We start from the raw sequence: 19,603 nt of genomic DNA, 5'->3' as shown, positions 1-19,603 counted from the left end.
GTGACCGATCTGCCCCATTCCCCCGAGCAGCCCGTCGTGGCGGCCAAGACTTCGCGCTGGCGGACCTTTCTCAAGTCCGACATCGTCTGGTCCTACCGGCATTCGCCGGTCACAATCGTCGCCTCGATCGTGGCGCTGGTGTTGATCCTGATGGCGGTGCTCGCCCCCTGGATAGCCCCCTATAACCCGTTCAATCCGGCCACGTTGAACCTGATGGACGGCTTCACCCCGCCCAATTCGAACTCCTTTGCCGGGAGCTACTTCATTCTGGGCACCGACAATCAGGGCCGCGATGTGCTCTCGACCATCATGTATGGCTCGCGCGTTTCGCTCTTTGTCGGCTTCTCGGCCACTCTGTTCGCCATGGTCATGGGGGTCGGCCTGGGCTTGGTCGCCGGCTATCTGGGCGGCATCTGGGATGCCGTCATCATGCGCGTCGCCGATGTGCAACTGAGCTTTCCGGCCATCCTGATTGCGTTGCTGATTTTCGGCGTCGCCCGCGGCCTCATTCCACCCAACCAGCAGGAGGGAGCGGCCATCTGGGTGCTGATCCTGGCCATCGGCCTGGCGAACTGGGCCCAGTTCGCCCGCACCGTGCGCGGCGCCACCATGGTCGAGCGGCAGAAGGATTATGTATCCGCCGCCCGCATCCTGGGGGTGAACCCCTTCATCATCCTGCTGCGCCATGTGCTGCCCAATGTCATGGGCCCGGTTCTGGTCATTGGCACCATCGGGCTGGCGCTGGCCATTATCGAGGAAGCCACGCTCTCCTATCTCGGTGTCGGCGTGCCGCCCACCCAGCCCTCGCTCGGGACGCTGATCCGCATTGGTCAGCAATTCCTGTTCTCCGGCGAATGGTGGATCCTGCTGTTTCCTGCGGTCACCCTTGTTCTGCTCGCCCTGTCGGTCAACCTGTTGGGTGACTGGCTGCGTGACGCCCTCAACCCGAAGTTGCGCTGATGACCGAGCCAGTACTCTCCATCAAGGACCTTGTGGTCGAATTCCCCTTCCGCAATGACGTGTTCCGCGCGGTCAATGGGGTCAGCTTCGATATCATGCCCGGCGAAGTGGTCGGCGTGGTGGGTGAATCTGGCGCCGGCAAGTCCATGACCGGCTCGGCCGTCATTGGCCTGATCGAACCGCCCGGCCATATCGCGTCCGGCGAAATCCGCCTCAAGGGCGAGCGCATCGACAATCTGCCCGAAGAAGCCAAGGCCAAGCTGCGCGGCAGGCGCATCGGCATGGTCTTCCAGGACCCGCTCACCAGCCTCAACCCGCTCTACACCATCGGCGAGCAGCTGATCGAAACCATCCGCACGCATCTGCCGCTCAGTGAGGCCGAGGCGCGCCAGAAGGCCATCGATCTGCTGACCGAGGCCGGCATTCCCAAGGCGGCCGAGCGCATGGAGAGCTATCCGCACCAGTTCTCGGGCGGCATGCGCCAGCGCGTCGTCATCGCACTGGCCATCGCGGCAGAACCGGAACTGATCATTGCCGACGAACCGACCTCGGCACTCGACGTGTCGGTGCAGGCCCAGATCATCAAGGTGCTCAAGAAGCTCTGCGCCAATCACGGTGCCGCGGTCATGCTGATCACCCACGACATGGGTGTCATTGCCCAGACGGCCGACCGCATGGTGGTGATGCATCAGGGCACGGTGGTCGAAACCGGCACGGTGGGCGACATCATTCGCCGCCCGCAGGAGCCCTATACGATCAAGCTGATCAACTCGATCCCGACCATCCAGCGCCAGGCTGGTGATGTGACCCCGGAAGAGGCCGCCAATGACGATGGCGCCTATGTACAGGTCAAGCATCTGGTGCGTGATTTCGAGATCGGCGGCGGTGGCTTTCTCAAGCTCCTGCCCGGTAAGGTCGAGATGTTCCGCGCCGTCAACGATGTCAGCTTCGCCATCGAAAAAGGCAAGACCTTCGGGCTGGTGGGCGAAAGCGGATCGGGCAAATCCACCTGCGCCAAGATGATTGTCGGTCTGTTGCGTCCCTCCTCGGGGCAAATCACGGTCGACGGCCATGATATCTGGGCTGGAGGGGCCGGGCATAAAGAGCGCCGCAAGCGGGTGCAGATGATTTTCCAGGACCCCTATGCCAGCCTCAATCCACGCTGGCGGGTGGCCGACATCGTCGCCGAACCGATGCGGACCCTGGGCATTGCCCGCAACCGCACCGAGGTCGACCACCGCGTGGCCGAACTGCTGACCCGGGTGCGGCTGGATCCTTCGGTCATGCGGAAGTTCCCGCACGAGTTTTCCGGCGGCCAGCGCCAGCGCATCGCCATTGCCCGGGCGCTATCCAGCCAGCCCGAATTCATCGTCTGCGATGAGCCCACCTCGGCGCTCGACGTTTCGGTGCAGGCCCAGGTGCTCGACCTGATGCAGGAACTGCAGGACGAGTTCGGCCTGACCTATCTGCTCATCAGCCACAACCTGGCGGTGGTGCGCCAGATGTCGAGCGCGGTCGGGGTGCTGCATAATGGCGTTCTGGTCGAAAAGGGACCGACGGACGCGATCTTCGACAATCCGCAGGCCGACTACACCAAAATGCTGCTCGACGCCGTGCCGGATATTTCCCGGGTGGCATAGCTAAACAAGGCCCCCTCACCACTTCACCTCTCCCTCTGGGGGAGAGGTCGCCGCGTAGCGGCGGGTGAGGGGGCCTCCAGGCTAAACCTCCACCCGTTTCCCCTCTTTGCCCGAGCGGATCAACGCATCAATCAGCCGGTGCACGTTGAGCGCGGTGTGACCTGTCGAAACCGGCTGCCGCCCCGCCTGTACCGCCTCGGCAAAGTCAGCGATCTGCGCCTGGTGCCACTGGAAGGGGAAGGCCATGGGGTCGGCGCCGCCGCCCGAGGTGCTGGCCTCTTCCCCGACCGTTTCGGTTCGGCCATCGAGCCAGTTCAAGGTCAGAACGCCCCTGGTCAGCGTCGCACTGGCCTTGTCGAAATTGAGCGTCAGGCTTTCCGGGCCACCAGGAAAATTGGCGGTGGTAGCGATCAGCCCGCCCACCGCGCCATTGACGAACTCGACACCTCCGGCCACGAAGTCCTCGGTCTCGATTCTGTGCAGCCCGGTGGTCGCCGTCATGGCGGTGACGGCCTTGGCCGGACCGGTCAGGCTGAGCATCAGGTCGAGCGAATGAATTGCCTGGGTGATCAGCACCCCACCCCCGTCCTGGGCGAAGGTGCCGCGCCCGGGCTGGTCGTAATAGCCCTGCTGCGGACGCCACCAGGGCACAACCAGCTGCGCCGCCTGCAACGTGCCCAATTCGCCGCTGGCGACCTTTTGGGCCAGCGCCTGCGAGGCTGCGCGGAACCGGTGCTGGAAGATGACGCCCAGCGTCACCCCGGCCTTGTCGCAGGTGGCAACGATGCGCTCTGCCGCTTCGGTCGAACGCTCCACCGGCTTTTCCATCAGCACATGCTTGCCCGCCTTGCAGGCCGCAGCCACGAGCTCTTCGCGCGCGTTGGGCGTGGTGAGCACCAAGATCGCGTCAACGCTGGGATCCTCCAGCAGCGCTTCATAGCTTGCAGCGGCCGGCAGGTCGTACTCGCGGCAGAACTGGTCGAGCTGCTCCCGGTTTCGTCGGTAGACGCCCCGCACCGAAATGCGATCCTTGAGGGCATTGAGTGCCAGGGCATGCGGCTTCGCGCCCATGCCGGCGCCGACCACGCCAAGTCCGAAATTCCTGTGTTCATGTGCCATTCAGCCGCCTCCTTTTATGCCTTGGTCGCGCCATGATCGCGGCGCTCATCTCCCGTCCGGGACATTGATAGAGGGACCTATCATGAGAATCGTTGGAATTGTTGCTGCACTTTTCGTAGCGGCCGGAATTGCGCTGGCCGGCTGGTTTGTCGGTACATCGCTGGTGGAAAGCCGTCAGCCGTTGCGTGTGGTGACCGTCAAGGGGCTGAGCGAACGCGCCGTTGAAGCCAATCTGGGCTTCTGGCCCATTCGCTTCGTCGCCACCGGCCCGACCCTGCAGGCGGCGCGGGCCAGCCTTGAAGACGCCGAGGCCTCGGTACGCGAATTCCTGTCCGAGCGCGGCTTTGCCGAGACTGAAATCCAGGTCCAGAACGTGCTCGTTGAAGACCGGGCGGCAGGATACAACGCCAACGCCATGAATGACGAATACCGCTTCGTCCTGACCGAGGACTTGCTGGTCACGACCGACCGGGTGCAGGATCTGGCCGAGGCGAGCCGTTCGGTCGCCGATCTCTTGCGCCAGGGCGTGGTATTCTCCTCCGATGCCTATAGTGCCGGGGCCAGCTTCGTGTTTACCGGCATCAACGACCTCAAGGGCGAAATGCTGACCGAAGCCACCCAGCGCGCCAAAGAAACCGCCGAGCAGTTCGCCGCCGAATCCGGGGCGCAGGTGGGCGATATCCAGACCGCCAATCAGGGCGTGTTCGAAATCCTGCCCGCCGTCGAGATTCCCAATGACCGGCCGGAGAAACAGATCGACAAGAAGGTGCGCGTGGTCACCACCATCACTTACTTCCTGGTCGACTGACATTTCCAACACCCTTTGCCGCCCGACGCTTGCGCCTGCGGTTGTGACGAATAGAGCGTATCCCGAGGCACGTGCGTCTCAGTAAAACTAATTAAATAGAGACGTCGCCGCCCCAGCCATTCGCGCGTAGCGCTCATGGCCTTCTCACTTCAAATCTCTCCACCGGAGAGATTTGCCCTGTCGGGACAGATCGAAGCGGGTTTCTCCTGCCGTCGTGGCCCCTATTGATCGCTCGTCGCAAGGTGACCCGACCGGCAGGCGAGCCCTGGAGCGAATCCAGTCTCACCGGTTCCTCCCGCAACTGTTCGCTGCAGTCCGCCCATAGCGGGAGAGATGGGAGGATTATGGTGGAGGTTTTGGAAGCGGGGATAACAAATTGATTGAGCTCAGCGATGGCCGCCCTCGTCCTTCGAGGCCTTGCTGTGCAAGGTGCCTGAGGATGAGGGCCAATGAAGGGCGGGCGCGTCAACCCACCAGCTTATGGCGCCTCTCAAGCAGGAAATTCTCCAAGGCGCCGCGGCTCATCGGCCGGGCCAGGGCGTAGCCTTGCAGCACTTCGCAGCCCAGGCCGCGCAGGATTTCGGCGTGTTCCATGGTTTCCACGCCCTCGGCGACGATCTCGATATCCATGGATTTTCCGATATCGACAATAGAGGCTACAAGCTGGCGCTGGGCCGGTTCATGCAGGATTGGATTGATCAATTGCCGGTCGATTTTGAGGCGGCGCGGATGCAGTTTCTGCAGGGAAACGATTGAGGCATAGCCGGTGCCGAAATCGTCGATCTCGACATCAATGCCCAATTCCTTGATCTGGTCGATATTCCAGGCGACCACTCCGTCGCTTTCATCAAGATAGATCGACTCGACCAGTTCAAAGGCGAGGCGCCCCGGCTGCAGCGGCAGGGCGCGCAGACTTTCCACCAGCCCTTCGTCATGCAGGCGCCGGAGCGAAACATTGACCGAGACGCGCGGCACGTTGAAGCCCTTCGCATCCCAGCGGGCCAGATCGGCCAGCGCCTTATCCAGGATCAGCTTGTCGATCTGGGCGACGACATTGAGTTCTTCGGCCACATCCATGAAATGGTCGGGCGTCTTGATTGTCCCATCGACATGCTGCCAGCGGGCCAGCGCCTCCACCCCAATCAGCTCCAGCGTCTGAGCGTCGAACTGGGGCTGATAGAAGGCGAAGAAGGCGTCGTTATCCAAGCCATTGAGGATCTCGTCGGCCAGGCGCTTGGTGTGAACCACCTCGGCCTGCAGTGCCTCCGTGAAGAATTCATGGCGGTTCCGGCCCAGCGCCTTGGCGCGATAAAGAGCAATGTCCGCGTTCACCAGCAATTGCTCGACCTTGATATGCGCCGATCGGGACACGGCCACCCCAATACTGACCCCGAAACGCACTTCATGTCCGTCATGCTGGGCGGGGCGGCGCATTTCGCGCACGATGCGATCGGCCATCAGGTGCAGATGCGCATCGCTTGGACCGGCGCTTGAAACGATGACGAATTCGTCCCCGCCGATGCGGGCGACGAAATCGGTCTCACGGCAATTGGAACGCAACACCTTGCTGGCATGGATCAGCATGGCGTCGCCTGCCGCATGGCCGAGCGTGTCGTTGATCTGCTTGAAGCGATCCAGGTCAATATGAAGCAAGGCGATTGACCCGCAGCCATGAAAACCGTCGGCCGCGTGCTTTTTGAGGACGTCGTCGAGATAGCGCCGGTTGGGCAGACCGGTCAGACTGTCATGCAGGGCATTGTGTTCGATGCGAATGCGGGCCGCTTCCAGATCGTTGCTGCGCGTCTCGGCCTGTTGCTTGGCACGTCGAAGATCGTCATTGAGCCTGACATCCTGAGTGACGTCCCAATTGACACCGATGACCTTGTCCGGCTGGCCCGGCTCGTGGTGCAGTGCCCCCGCCGAGCGCACATAGCGTAGTGTGCCATCGGGCAGCAGCACGCGATAATCGGTCTCGTAATAGCCCGAGGCGATCTGTGCACGGAAGTCGGCTTGGGCGCGCTCGCGGTCGTCCGGGTGCACGGCCTGTTTCCAGTGGTCATGGCTACGGGGGGCGCCGTCGGCAGGCAGGCCAAAAATCTCGTTGTTGCGCTCGTCCCAGTCCTCGCTGTTGGTGGACAAGTCCAGCTCCCAGACACCGACCTTGGAGGCGGCAAGGGCCAGGTTGAGCCGCCGGGTCAGGCGCGCCAGCTCGCTCTCTCGCACGCCCAGTTCGTGAATATGCTCATGGCGTTCGCGGATCATGCGGCCGGTCACCACGATCGGGAACAGGATCAGGGCCCCTGCGGCAAGGATCAAGCCGCGGAGCGACCAGGTGGAGACCGGATCAGCGCCCCAGCCCTGTTTGGGCGCGGCCGCGATTGCCCAGCTGCCTGAAGGCAGCACGACGGTAGCGGTGACCGGGTCGGCCTCGCTAAGGTCCGGCCCGAAAAAGCGCTTGCCGGCGCGTCCGGTGCCGTCATGGCCAGTAATAGAGATGTCGAGCCCCAGTTCGGGATCGAGCAGGCCACTATCGGCATAGAGCTTTTGCACATCCACAACGGCGGAGACCAGGCCCCAGAACTGCCGATTGTCCTCCGGACCGGTAAACACCGGGAAGCGGCCGACAAAACCCTGGCCGCCCTGCACCAAGTCGACTGGCCCGGCAATGTTGAGCTTGGCGGTTTCCAGAACCTCTCTTACGGCCGGCCATTGTGCTGGCACATGCCGGTAGTTGAGCCCGAGCGCGGCTTCATTGCCGGCCAGCGGATAGGTCATGGAGATAATCAGGTTCGGCGCGGCGGCGACGGAGCGCAACTGGCTGCCTTCCTCGAAAATATTGTCTACCAGCGCAGCGTAGCGCGCCTGATCCATGTCAGGCTCGGTTGATATGACCGCGACCAGCCCCTTGACGAGCTGGATATTGCCCGCCACGTGACCTTCGAGCTTGGCGCGGATCACCGAGATCTGGTTGAGCGCGTTGGCACGCAGATTGCTTTCGGCAATCTGCTGGTTCTGCCGGTCGACCAGAACGGCTGCCACCAGCATGGCGACAAGCGCAAGCAGCACCGGAACGGCCATGGTGCGGCGCCAATCGCCGCGATGCTTGGCTTGTCGTTCCTCGTTCATTCCGCCGCCTGAATCCCTGTGACACTTTCTGTGTCAGAAGCGGACCTTAGACGGGGGATGCTTGACGAGGTGCTTACCGCGCCGGCGAGTTGCTGGCGTGGTAAACCAAGAGCAAACGCGGGCGGATCAGGGCACGATGGTTTTGATGATCGAGGCGTCGAGCGCCTCATAATCGTGCAGGCCGATCACGTCATAGAGTTCCTGGCGGGTCTGCATCTCTTCGAGCATGGCCTTGGTGCCGCCGTCGCGCTTGATAGCCGCATAGAGCTTTTCCTGCGCCTTGTTGGCCACGCGCAGAGAGGAGACCGGCCAGATCACCATGGAGTAGCCCAGGGCTTCGAACTCGGCAGCCGTCTGGTAGGGCGTGCGGCCGAATTCGGTCATGTTGGCCAGGAGCTTGACGCCCGGCATCGCCTTGGCGAAATCGCGGAACATGTCGATGCTGGTCAAGGCTTCGGGGAAGATCGCATCGGCGCCAGCCTCGATATAGAGTTTGGCGCGGGCCACGGCGCCATCAATCCCTTCGCTCGCTGCTGCATCGGTGCGGGCAATGATGACCAGGTCGCGGCGGGCCCTGGCGGCGGCGGCGACCTTGGCAGCCATGTCATGGGCATCGGCCAGCTTCTTGTCGTTGAGATGCCCGCATTTCTTGGGCAGCAACTGGTCTTCCAGATGCACCGCGCCGGCGCCTGCCTCTTCGAAGGTGCGCACCATGTGCATGACATTGAGCGCCTCGCCATAGCCGGTATCGCCATCCACCAGCAGGGGAAGCCCCGAGGCGCGGGCGATCTGGCGGATGAAAAAGGCCACTTCATCCACGGTGATGACGCCCAGATCGGGCAGGCCCATCGAGGCGGTCATGGCGGCCCCGGAGAGATACAGGCCCTCAAAGCCGGCATTTTTCGCCTGAATGGCGGCATGGCCATTATGGGCGCCGGGCAATTGCAGGATCTGCGGGCGGTTTAGCAAGGCGCGAAAACGGCTGCCGGCGCTGGTCGCGGGCAGGTCAGCGGAAACGAGATAGGGCATGGGCCTTAAGCCTCCTTGCGATCCTTCAATGGCACGAAGTCGAGGTCTTCGGGCCCGGTGTAATTGGCTGATGGGCGGATGATCTTGCCATCCTGGCGCTGTTCGATCACATGCGCCGACCAGCCCGCGGTGCGGGCGATGACAAAGAGCGGGGTGAACATGGCAGTGGGCACGCCCATCAGATTGTAGGAGACGGCACTGAACCAATCCAGGTTCGGGAACATCTTCTTGGCGTCCATCATCACGCTTTCGATGCGCTCGGCAATTGCATATTGGCGCCCCGCCCCTGCCTTGTCGGCAAGGCTCCTGGCCACGCGCTTGATGACCACATTGCGCGGATCGGAAACGGTATAGACCGGGTGGCCGAAGCCGATGATGACTTCCTTGTTGGCGACACGCTCGCGGATATCGGCCTCCGCCTCGTCGGGAGAGGCGTAGCGCTCCTGGATCTGGAAGGCGACCTCATTGGCGCCGCCATGCTTGGGACCGCGCAGGGCGCCGATGGCCCCGGCAATGGCCGAATACATGTCCGACCCGGTGCCGGCAATGACGCGGGCGGCAAAGGTGGAGGCGTTGAACTCATGCTCGGCATAAAGGATGAGCGAGGTGTGCATGGCGCGCACCCAGTCCGCCTCCGGCGTCTGGCCATGCAGCAGCGTCAGGAAATGCCCGCCAATGCTGTCATCGTCGGTTTCGACTTCGATGCGGCGGCCATTATGGGCAAAATGATACCAATAGAGCAGCATGGACCCGAGCGAGGCCATCAGCCGGTCGGCAATGGCGCGCGCATCGGCGGCATTGTGGTCGTGACTTTCGGGCAGGGTGCAGCCGAGCACGGACACGCCAGTGCGCATCACATCCATCGGATGGGCGGCCGCGGGCAGGGCCTCGAGCGCGGCGCGGACCGCCCGGGGCAGGCCGCGCATGGATTTCAGCCGCGCCTTATAGGCGGTCAGTTGTGCCTGCGTCGGCAGGTTGCCATGCACCAGCAGGTGCGCGACCTCTTCGAACTCGCTGGTTTCGGCCAGGTCGAGAATGTCATAGCCGCGATAATGCAGGTCATTGCCGGTACGTCCCACGGTGCAGAGCGCCGTATTGCCGGCCGTGACGCCCGAGAGGGCAACGGATTTCTTGGGTTTGAAGCCTGGTGCTTCGGTCATTTCCGCCTCCTTTAGAAAATCCCCGCGGGGGCTTCCGGTCCAAGCTGGTCCGGGGAAACCACGAAATTGAGGGCCTTGACCTCGGCGGCACTGAGGGTGGGCAGGCGTTCGACCAGATCAAGGAACCGGTCCTGCTCTTCCCTTGAGACAATGCCTTCGCACAGGGTGCGGAACTTCTCGATGTAATTGGCACGCCTGAAGGGGCGGGCGCCATTGGGGTGCGCATCGGCCACGCCCAGTTCGTCGGTGATGACCGAGCCGTCTTCCATGGTGACGATCACCTGGCCGCCATAGGCCATGTCCTCGCCCTTGGCGTGGTAGCGCTGGGTCCAGATCGGGTCTTCCTCGGTGGTGATCTTGTGCCAGAGCGCAACGGTTTCCGGGCGCTGGGCGCGCTCGGGAGCATAGCTCTTCACATGGTGCCAGCCGCCATCTTCGAGCGCCACGGCAAAGATATACATGATGGAGTGATCGAGCGTTTCGCGGCTCGCCTTGGGGTCCATCTTCTGCGGGTCATTGGCGCCGGTGCCGATCACATAATGGGTGTGATGGCTGGTCTTGATCAGGATCGACTTGATTTTGGTCAGGTCGCCGATTTTCGGGCCCATACGGCGAGCCAGGTCGATCAGCGCCTGGCTCTGATACTCAGCCGAATATTCCTTGGTATAGGTGTCCAGGATCGCGCGCTTGGGCTCACCCTGTTCCGGCAGCGGCACATGGTAGAGCGCCTTGGGGCCAGAAAGCAGGTAAGCAATGAAGCCGTCTTCGCCCTCATAGGCCGGGGAGGGCGCGCCCTCGCCACGCATCGCGCGGTCGACCGCCTCGATGGCCATCTTGCCGGCAAAGGCGGGCGCGTAGGCCTTCCAGGTCGAGATCTCGCCCTTGCGGGACTGGCGCGTGGTGGTCGTGGTGTGCAATGCCTGCTGGATTGCTTGATAGGTGATCTCGGTGGAGAGGCCGAGCAGGGCACCAATGCCACCGGCGGCCGAGGGGCCAAGATGGGCGATATGGTCAATCTTGTGTTCGTGTAGGCAGATGCCCTTGACCAGATCGACCTGGATCTCATAGCCGGCGGCAAGCCCCCGTACCAGTGCCGCGCCATCCAGCCCCTTGGTCTGGGCAACGGCCAGGATGGGCGGGATATTGTCGCCCGGATGGCTGTAGTCGGCGGCCAGGAAGGTATCGTGGAAATCCAGTTCGCGCACCGCCACGCCATTGGCCCAGGCGGCCCATTCGGGCGACACCAGGGTGTCGTCGGCCAGGCCGAAGATGGGGGCGCCGCGTTCCGACTTGTGACCCAGCGCCTGCGCACGGGCCGAGCGGATCGGTCCACGTGCGATGGAGGCGGCGGCAACGGCAGCATTGTCGATGATGCGGTTGCCGATCATTTCCACGACATCATCCTCGACCGGCACCGGATCAGTGGCGACAGCGGCCAGCTTCCAGGCGAGCTGGTCCTCGCGCGGCAGGGGCTCGGCGGACTTGTAGGTGCGCACGTCGTGGATTTTCATGGCTGCTCTCCGTTCGGCAATTTTGTGCCGGACCATATAGGCAGAATGGGTCGAGCCCAAGACAGGAAAAGGCAAGCCTGCTACAATCACACAAAGCAAGGTTTGCAATGTTGTGGAGTTGTGAAGATTGGCCCCGAAAAAGGTCTTTGCCGGCGCCCGGTTGCGGGCCCTGCGCGCCAAGCATCGCCTGACCCAGGCCGAGCTGGCGACGCGGCTCGACATCTCGGCATCCTATGTCAACCAACTCGAATCCAACCAGCGGCCGCTGACTGCCTCGGTGATGGTAGCGCTGGCGGAAAGCTTCAATCTCGATCTGTCCAGCCTGACCTCGGACGCTTCGGATCGCCTGGTGGTCGATCTGCGCGAAGCGCTGGCCGATCCGGTGTTTGGCGACGCCGTGCCCAATCTGCAGGAACTCAAGTCTGTCGCCACCAGTGCGCCGGACATGGCGCGCGCCGTGCTGGCGCTTTATGGTGCCTATCGCAAGACCAATGAGACGCTGGCCGGAATGGATGCGGCGCTGGCGCGCGATCCGCAATCCAATGTGCAGACCGCCTATGAGGAAGTGCGCGACTTCTTCCATTACGCCGATAATTACATCGACGCGCTCGACCGCGCCGGCGAAAGCCTGGCCGAGTCCTTGGGCGAGATTGGCCCGGACCGGCTGCGCCGGTTGATCCTGCACTGCGCCGAGATGCATAATATGCGTGTCGTGCTGGCCGCCCCGGCCCATGGTGACCGCATGACCGAGTTTGACCGCAACAGCCGTGAGCTCTGGGTCAATGCCCATCTCGAACCCTCCAGCCAGTTCTTCCAGATCGCCACGGTGCTGTGCGGGCTGGAACAGGCCAGCCTGCTCGAAAGTCTGCTGGATGCAGCCAATTTTCAGGCCCCGGAGGCACGGCCCATTGCTCGCATGGGCCTCAGCAATTATTTCGCCGGGGCGGTGCAGATGCCCTATCGTGCCTTTCTCGACGCAGCAGCCGATTTCCGCTTCGACATCGAGGAGCTGGCGCGCGTCTTCGGGGCGAGCCTCGAACAGGTGGCGCATCGCCTTTCGACCATGCAAAGGGCGCGCGAGCGCGGCGTGCCGTTCTTTTTTGCCCGGGTCGATGCGGCGGGCACCATTACCAAGCGCCATTCGGCCACCGCCCTGCAATTTGCCCGCTTCGGCGGCGCCTGCCCGTTGTGGAATGTGCATCGCGCCTTTGAGGCGCATGGACAGATCATCAGGCAATTGGCCGAAACCCCGGACGGCAAGCAATATCTCTGTCTGGCCTGGAGCCACGAAAAACGTCTTGGCGGCTATCGCGGCGTCACCCGGCGCTATGCCTATGCGCTGGGCTGCGAAATCACCCATGCAGGCAAACTGGTCTATGCCGACGATCTGGACCTGGCCAGAGCCCCGTTCGATCCCATCGGTGTCTCCTGCCGCATCTGCGAGCGCCGCAATTGCCCGCAACGCTCAGTGCCGCCCATGGCGGCGGGCATTTCTGTGCCGACCGATAGACGCAGCGTGGTGCCCTACGAGATCGGGTGAGTTCTGATCCCTATGCCGGTTCGAAAGCCGGATCATGGCCGGAGACCGGCTTGATACCCGCAGCAAAACGCTTGGCGTTATTTACATAGCGCTCGGCAGAGGCGGACAGGGCGGCCACGCCATCGTCATCGATTTCGCGCACCACCTTGGCCGGGGCGCCCATGACCAATGAATTGTCGGGGGTCAACTTGCCCTCGATCACTAGCACTTTAGCCCCGATCAGGCAGTTCTTCCCGATGATCGCGCCGATGGTGACGGGGAAGCCGCTTTCGGTGTGCAAGACACAATTCTCCTGCACATTGGAGCGGGAGCCAATAGTGATCGGCTCGATATCGCCCCGCGCCGCCACGCCGAACCAGATGCCCATATCGGTGCCGATCGCCCACCAGGACCGCAGTTGGTGCGATCCAGCCAGCCTGTTCGTCGATTCTGGGCCAAACGCCATTAAGCGCATAAATTGGCATCTCTCATCATCCCCGGCGCGACGCCAGCGGGGACAGGACGCCCCGGCAACCATTTGAGCAAGATTGCTGTGTCGACGGGCGCCGGGCTGGGCGGGCCCCAAAAATCGGCCGCTGTTTGGCCCGCGCAATATTGGGCTTAGACTGCACTGGCACTGGACGATAGGAGGCGGCAATTATGAGTGAGACACATGGGGCCATGATCGCGAAATTCCTGGCGGCGCAAGACCAGATCTATCCTGAAGCGCTGCACGAATTGCGGGCGGGCCGGAAGCGTACACACTGGATGTGGTTCATCTTCCCCCAGATGGCCGGACTGGGATCAAGCGACATGGCCCGGCGCTATGCCCTCCACGGCACTGACGAGGCCGCTGCCTATGCCCAACATCCGATCCTGGGCGCGCGGCTGGTCGAATGCACCGAGGCCGTCCTTCTCCATGCCCCCGAGGGCGTGGCGCCACGCGACCTCAACACGATTTTCGGCGCGCCCGATGACAAGAAGTTCATCTCCTCGATGACCCTGTTTGCCCGCGCGCAACCCGAACAACGCCTGTTCCGCGCCGCGCTCAGCGCCTTCAACAATGGTCATGAGGATGCACGGACCGTGGCGCTGCTGGACGCCTGAGCGGGGTTGCCAGGCTTATGCACTCCTACGGAGGCACAGCAAAACGGCATCGTCATAAATATTCATTTCGGTTATATTTCGTTATATTTCTGAGCGCACTGTTGTGAGAAGCTGAATTGCGTCAAGGAAGCAGACCATGCCTTCTATTGATACCATTACTCTGGCCGACTGCGCCGCACTGATATTCGCCCCGGACGGGCGCCATTACGACCATATGGCCGCTCTGGCCGGTACGCTGGGCTTCGGCCATGTGCTCGAGCATACCAAGCTTAACGCCTTGCCTGAAAAGGCGCTGCCATTCTTCCTGATCCACAATGGCGTTATCGATCATCTCAAGCAGCGCCTGTTGCGCGGCCTGCGCTCGACCGACGAGCCGCGTCGCAAATATGCGCCGATCATCTGTGTCATTCCCCAGGGGCCGCGGCACAAGATGGTGCCGCAGGTGGAGATGGGTTTTGACGATGTGGTGTTTCTCAGCGATCCGATCGAACAGGTCAGCAAGACATTGACCGACCAGTTGGGGCACGAAGTGCTCTATATCGATTCACCACATTATTTCGGGCCAGACCGGCGGCGTCTGGAGCGGGTGAGCCGGGGCGATCCGCGGCGCGTGCCGGGTGGCACCGAGCATCGGCGCATTCAGGTGCTGCGTGATCCACAGCACGGGATCCAGGTCAGCTATGTGAACTGATCGCTTGCGGTCAGCCGCACAATTCGTCCCTCGCCGCTGGGGGGAATGTCCAGATGCACGACGAGGCTCACCGCCTCGGCCACCTGCGGCGCGCGCTCGGCCCATTCGACCAGAACGATGGCCTCGGGGTCATCGAGCAGGCCCAGCTCGTCGGCCTCCGAGGCATCGGCCAGCCGGTAGAGATCGGCATGCAACACCGGCCCGATGGGCGTGTCATAGGGCTGGATGATGGCAAAGGTCGGCGATGGCACTTCAAGCGCCGGATCGTCAGCCAGCGCCCGCAAAATGGCCCTTGCCATGGCTGTCTTGCCGGCTCCCAGATCGCCCTCGAGGCTGACGATATCCCCGGGCTTCAGGCCTGTGGCAAGCTGGGCTCCAAACCGGGCTGTTGCAGCATCATCGGGGAGGAAGGTTTCAATCGGCAAAAACATCGTGGTCATCCGGCCCGCTGTCACCCCACCCTCATTTCTTCTCACCTCAAAACTCTCCACCGGAGAGTTCCGCCCTTCGGGACGGATCGAAGCCCATCAAGGGGAGAGAGGCACAATGTGCGGCTTCAGTGTTCATCGTCTCCCTCTCCCTTGGGGGAAGGGACCAAGGGTGGGGGTGAACCGAAATCGTGACTGAGTCAACGATGCGGGTTGCAGGCAAGCTTACTCCGCCACGCCCGCAAGGGCGCTGTCGAGCGGCAGGTTGACGATGATGCGGCTGCCTTTGGGCTCGCGGCGTTCGGCCGAGATGGTGCCACCATGCAGGTTGACGAAGGTGCGCACAATGGACAGGCCCAGCCCCGCACCGCGCTGCCGGCCGCCCGAGGCCGGATTGTCGAGCCGGGTCAGAATGGCCGATTTCATTTCGTCGGTCAGGCCGGGGCCTTCGTCCTCGATCACGAACAGCATACGATCGCCCCGCTGGCTGACGGAAAGGCGGATTTCTCCGCCTGGTGGCGAGAAGCGGGCCGCGTTAGAGAGCAGATTGTAGAGCACCTGCACCAGCCGCGTGCCGTCGGCGATGAACACGGGCAGGTCCGGCGCGATGTCGACCACCACACGCGGCGCTTCACCTGAGACCTCGGGAAAGCTGGCGCTCATCCCGGCACGGGCCTTGTCGACCAGGGCAGCCACATCGAGCGGTTCGGGGTTGAGTTCGGCAATGCCGGCATCGACCGAGGCGAGATCGAGGATGTTGTCGATCAAGACGCCCAGCGTCACCGAGGAGGCGCGGATATAGTCGATATATTCGCGCTGGCGTTCATTGAGGCTCCCGCCTTCGGTCCCGGCCAGCAGGTCGGCAAAGCCGATGATATTGGTCAGGGGCGAGCGCAGTTCATAGGACACGTTCTCGACAAAGGCGTCCTTGAGCCGGTCGGCTGCCACCAGCGCGTCATTGCGCTCCTTGAGAACCTTGGAATAGCCCGCGCTTTCGGTGACATCGAGGAAGGTCATCATGGTCTGCCCATTGGGCAGACGGGTAATGGCATAGTCGATCAGCCGCCCGTCGGACCGGTTGATCCGCCCTTGCCGGTCGGTGCGGGTGGGGTTGAGGTCGATGGTGGTGCGCTTGAGGTCGCGCCAGATCGAGGCGCCGTCCTCGGGCATCGCCCGGCCGCTGGCTTCGGCCAGCCGGTCGATATGGGGATTGTTGCCCAGTTCGTTCATGGGCAGCTTCCAGAGCTTGGAAAGCTGCGGATTGGACAGGGTCAGCCGGCCATTGGTGCCGAACACCGCCACGGCCTCGTTGAGCGCCATGATGGTTTCGCGCAGCACATTGGTGAACGCCTTGTTGGTGCTTTCCAGCTCGAGCCGCTCGGTCAGGTCCTCGAACACATAGATGACACCGCCTTCGGGGCCCGCGGGCGCCGAAATCACCTTGATGGTGCGCCCATCGGGCAGGTGCCAGGGGTCGGCCTCGTGCGGCTCCTTGCGCGCGTAGCTTTCCAGGTGCTTGGCGCGCCAGGTGTGGTAGTCGACCTGGCTGGGCAGCATGCCCTCGGTGCGCAATTTGTCCAGAATGGCGCGCTCGTCCAGGCCAAGCGTCAGGAACTTTTGATCCAGGTTCCACAGATTGGCATAGGCGGCGTTGAACTGGGTCAACTCGCGCTTGGCATTGAAGATGGCGATCGGCGTGCCCAACGCATCGATAATGCCGCCGATATGGCTCGCATTCTGATCACCTGGCGCGGGTAGTGCGCTGGTTTTATCGTTAGGCCGCAAATATCCGGCCCGGCCGCCGGGCACGGGGAAATCGACCAATTCGAACTGGCCATGCTTGCCAAAATCAAGCGGCAGATTCACCGGCGTCGCATCGGCATGGCAGGCTTTGAGATGCAGCGCCAATTGGGTGGCGTCGAGCAATTCGGGCGGGGTCGCATCCGAGGAGCTCCGCCCCAGATCGGCCGCCAGCCTGAGATAGGCGGGGTTGGCATAGACCAGACGATCAGCCGCATCGCGCAGAAAGGCCGGCTTGGACAGAAGGGCAAGAATGGCGCGGGCGCTTTCGCGGTCGCCACCCTGCGCCTCGGCAGTCAGAGCGGCATGCTCGTCGGGTTGACTGAAGGCCGGGCGCAGCCGCAAGGCTACGGCCCCACCCATCACCCAGCCATTGGCGCGGATCAGGCGACCATCGCGGGTATCAAGGCTGGTGACAAAGGCATGGCCATGCAGGCGCAGATCTTCGACCAGGCTGGTCAGCCGGTTGGTTTCGGCCGGCCCCAGCCAGGAGTGGAAATTGAGCACGCTTTGCGGCTGCCGCCCCGATGGCAGCACGGCGCCAGTCTGGCCCAGCACGCGCGGCGGCTCATGCCCTTGCCAGAGCACGGTCAACTCGCGGGTGCCGGCGATCAGGTTCTCATATTCATCGACCAGCGCGCGCAGATCGGCAATCTGTTCGGCGGCGCGGCGGCGCGCAGCGCGGCTATCGGTAAGCAGGGTGCGGACCAAGACCATGGACAACAGGGCGAAGCCGCCCGCGCCGATGGCAACCGCAAAAGGGGCGATACCGCCCAGACTTGCCGGAACAAGACCCTGCGCCAGGGCGGGAACAGCCGTGACCAGGGTGAGGGGCGCGGCACACAGGCCTGCGAATCCCAATTGTTTCCGGAAATGATCCGGCGTCATACCAGCCCTCTTTCGCTTTGATTGCGATGCCAACCCGGCCAGAACAGCCGGTACGCTTCAACTCTAAACAGGCCGCTGACGCAAAGCCGAAGCCGGCTCAAGCTGCCCCCAAAACCGGTTTGCGTGTCCCCCCGCAACCCGAATCACTAAGACCATACCGGGCCGTGGAATCGTGCAAAAGAGTCTTGATGGCTGTGCGTTGCGGGCAAAGCGCAAGGAAAGCGCTTGACCCGTGAACGAAACAGAAACCTTTCAGAAAAGTAAAAACCCGGGACAATGCCCGGGCTTTTTTCAGTCAATGGTGAACACTTGCTGTCATTGACGCCCAGCGTTCGGGCTGCATCGCACAACCGCGCCGGTGGCGCGATTCGCTTGGCGGGCTCGCGACGCCTAGTAGCGGTATTCGCCTGACTTGAACGGCCCCTCGACCGGCACGCCGATATAATCGGCCTGGGTCTTGGTAAGCTTGGTGAGCTTGGCGCCAAGCTTGGCCAGATGCAGCTCGGCCACCTTCTCATCGAGATGCTTGGGCAGCACATGCACCTTCTTCTCGATCTTGTCCCCATTGGTCCAAAGCTCGATCTGGGCCAGGGTCTGGTTCGAGAATGAGGCGGACATGACAAAGCTCGGGTGGCCGGTGGCATTGCCCAAATTCACCAGGCGCCCTTCGGAGAGCAGGATCAGGCGGTTGCCATTGGGCTGCTCGATCATGTCGACCTGCGGCTTGACGTTGGTCCACTTGAAATTCCGGAGGCCCAGCACGTCGATCTCGTTGTCGAAATGGCCGATATTGCAGACGATCGCCATGTCCTTGAGCTTGCGCATGTCATCGACCATCAGCACGTCGCGATTGCCGGTGGCGGTCACCACGATATCGGCGCGCGGGGCGGCTTCCTCGAGGGTGACAACCTCAAAGCCTTCCATGGCGGCCTGCAGGGCGCAGATCGGATCGACTTCGGTGACCAGCACGCGGGCACCGGCGCCACGCAGGCTTTCAGCCGAGCCCTTGCCGACATCGCCATAGCCACAGACGATGGCAACCTTGCCCGCCAGCATCACGTCGGTGCCGCGGCGGATCGCGTCGACCAGCGATTCTCGGGTTCCGTATTTGTTGTCGAATTTCGACTTGGTCACCGAGTCATTGACGTTGATGGCCGGGAAGGGCAGCTCACCCTTGGCATGGAGCTGATAGAGCCGCATTACGCCCGTGGTGGTCTCTTCCGAGACGCCCCGGATATTGTCGCGGATGGTCGAATAGAAATTGGGGTGCGTGGCCAGTCGCTTCCTGATGGTGGCGAAGAAAATCTCTTCTTCCTCATTGCCGGGCTTGTCGAGAATGGACGGATCCGTTTCGGCCTTGGCGCCGGTCAGCACCAGCATGGTGGCGTCGCCGCCATCGTCGAGGATGAGGTTCGGCGTGCCGCCATCGCCCCATTCCATCATGCGGTCGGTAAAGGCCCAGTATTCTTCCAGGCTCTCGCCCTTATGGGCAAAGACGGGAATGCCGGCGGCGGCGATGGCAGCAGCAGCGTGATCCTGGGTCGAGAAGATATTGCACGAGACCCAGCGCACATCGGCGCCCAGCGCGACCAGCGTTTCGATCAGGACGGCGGTCTGGATGGTCATGTGCAGCGAGCCGGCAATGCGCGCGCCCTTGAGGGGCTGGGTGGCGGCATATTCCTCGCGAATGGCCATCAGGCCCGGCATTTCGATTTCGGCGATGCTGATTTCCTTGCGGCCGTAATCGGCCAGGGAAATGTCTCGGACCGCGTAGTCGGTCGGGCTCTTGGTCATGGGTCGGCTCCAGAATGGATCAA

General features: G+C 62.7%; 14 protein-coding genes and 1 pseudogene. 6 read left to right on the top strand and 9 right to left on the bottom strand.

The window, feature by feature from the left end:
• Nucleotides 1–960, top strand: a complete 960-nt coding sequence (locus GO014_RS14400; RefSeq protein ID WP_165836761.1) for an ABC transporter permease — start codon at nt 1–3, stop codon at nt 958–960.
• The gene (locus GO014_RS14395; RefSeq protein WP_157291010.1) at nt 960–2,600 is read left to right on the top strand and encodes an ABC transporter ATP-binding protein; all 1,641 of its coding nucleotides are present in this window, start codon (nt 960–962) and stop codon (nt 2,598–2,600) included. Before GO014_RS14400 ends, GO014_RS14395 begins: the two co-directional genes overlap by 1 nt.
• Nucleotides 2,601–2,681: 81 nt before the next feature.
• Here GO014_RS14395 and GO014_RS14390 read toward each other — a convergent pair whose 3' ends face one another.
• Nucleotides 2,682–3,719, bottom strand: a complete 1,038-nt coding sequence (locus GO014_RS14390; protein WP_157291009.1) for a Gfo/Idh/MocA family protein — start codon at nt 3,717–3,719, stop codon at nt 2,682–2,684.
• An 82-nt stretch (nt 3,720–3,801) separates the two neighbouring features.
• Between GO014_RS14390 and GO014_RS14385 the strand changes: the two genes are divergently transcribed.
• Entirely contained in the window at nt 3,802–4,527 is a 726-nt protein-coding gene (locus tag GO014_RS14385) for an SIMPL domain-containing protein (protein ID WP_157291008.1), read from the top strand.
• A 465-nt stretch (nt 4,528–4,992) separates the two neighbouring features.
• On the opposite strand, the gene GO014_RS14380 is transcribed toward GO014_RS14385, so the two are convergent.
• The 4 genes from GO014_RS14380 to GO014_RS14365 form a co-directional block, all read right to left on the bottom strand.
• Complete coding sequence (locus GO014_RS14380) at nt 4,993–7,653, bottom strand: bifunctional diguanylate cyclase/phosphodiesterase (RefSeq protein WP_246204640.1); 2,661 nt, start codon at nt 7,651–7,653, stop codon at nt 4,993–4,995.
• Nucleotides 7,654–7,779: 126 nt separating this feature from the next.
• Nucleotides 7,780–8,682, bottom strand: coding sequence for a methylisocitrate lyase (prpB, locus tag GO014_RS14375; protein ID WP_157291007.1), 903 nt, complete (start codon nt 8,680–8,682; stop codon nt 7,780–7,782).
• 5 nt (nt 8,683–8,687) lie between these two features.
• Complete coding sequence (prpC, locus tag GO014_RS14370; RefSeq protein ID WP_157291006.1) at nt 8,688–9,842, bottom strand: bifunctional 2-methylcitrate synthase/citrate synthase; 1,155 nt, start codon at nt 9,840–9,842, stop codon at nt 8,688–8,690.
• Between the two features lie 11 nt (nt 9,843–9,853).
• Entirely contained in the window at nt 9,854–11,353 is a 1,500-nt protein-coding gene (locus tag GO014_RS14365; protein WP_157291005.1) for an MmgE/PrpD family protein, read from the bottom strand.
• 127 nt (nt 11,354–11,480) lie between these two features.
• Between GO014_RS14365 and GO014_RS14360 the strand changes: the two genes are divergently transcribed.
• The gene (locus tag GO014_RS14360) at nt 11,481–12,893 is read left to right on the top strand and encodes a helix-turn-helix domain-containing protein (protein ID WP_157291004.1); all 1,413 of its coding nucleotides are present in this window, start codon (nt 11,481–11,483) and stop codon (nt 12,891–12,893) included.
• A 10-nt stretch (nt 12,894–12,903) separates the two neighbouring features.
• Here the strand turns inward: GO014_RS14360 and GO014_RS14355 are convergent.
• Nucleotides 12,904–13,357 (bottom strand): annotated as a pseudogene (locus tag GO014_RS14355) (gamma carbonic anhydrase family protein).
• A gap of 175 nt (nt 13,358–13,532) precedes the next feature.
• Here GO014_RS14355 and GO014_RS14350 point away from each other — a divergent pair.
• Complete coding sequence (locus tag GO014_RS14350; protein WP_157291003.1) at nt 13,533–13,979, top strand: DUF1810 domain-containing protein; 447 nt, start codon at nt 13,533–13,535, stop codon at nt 13,977–13,979.
• Nucleotides 13,980–14,115: 136 nt separating this feature from the next.
• Entirely contained in the window at nt 14,116–14,670 is a 555-nt protein-coding gene (locus GO014_RS14345) for a hypothetical protein (protein ID WP_157291002.1), read from the top strand.
• On the opposite strand, the gene tsaE is transcribed toward GO014_RS14345, so the two are convergent.
• The 3 genes from tsaE to ahcY form a co-directional block, all read right to left on the bottom strand.
• Nucleotides 14,658–15,101: a tRNA (adenosine(37)-N6)-threonylcarbamoyltransferase complex ATPase subunit type 1 TsaE gene (tsaE, locus tag GO014_RS14340; RefSeq protein ID WP_179952980.1), complete on the bottom strand. Its 444-nt coding sequence runs from the start codon at nt 15,099–15,101 to the stop codon at nt 14,658–14,660. The two genes, GO014_RS14345 and tsaE, sit on opposite strands and share 13 nt — an antisense overlap.
• A 222-nt stretch (nt 15,102–15,323) precedes the next feature.
• Nucleotides 15,324–17,786 (bottom strand): sensor histidine kinase, encoded by a 2,463-nt coding sequence (locus GO014_RS14335; protein WP_157291000.1) that lies wholly within the window; start codon nt 17,784–17,786, stop codon nt 15,324–15,326.
• Nucleotides 17,787–18,176: 390 nt separating this feature from the next.
• Nucleotides 18,177–19,580, bottom strand: a complete 1,404-nt coding sequence (gene ahcY / locus GO014_RS14330; RefSeq protein WP_157290999.1) for an adenosylhomocysteinase — start codon at nt 19,578–19,580, stop codon at nt 18,177–18,179.
• Nucleotides 19,581–19,603: the final 23 nt, after the last annotated feature.

The organism is Devosia marina (assembly GCF_009758415.1).
Lineage (GTDB): Bacteria > Pseudomonadota > Alphaproteobacteria > Rhizobiales > Devosiaceae > Devosia > Devosia marina.
This window is presented reverse-complemented; position numbering and strand designations above follow the sequence as displayed.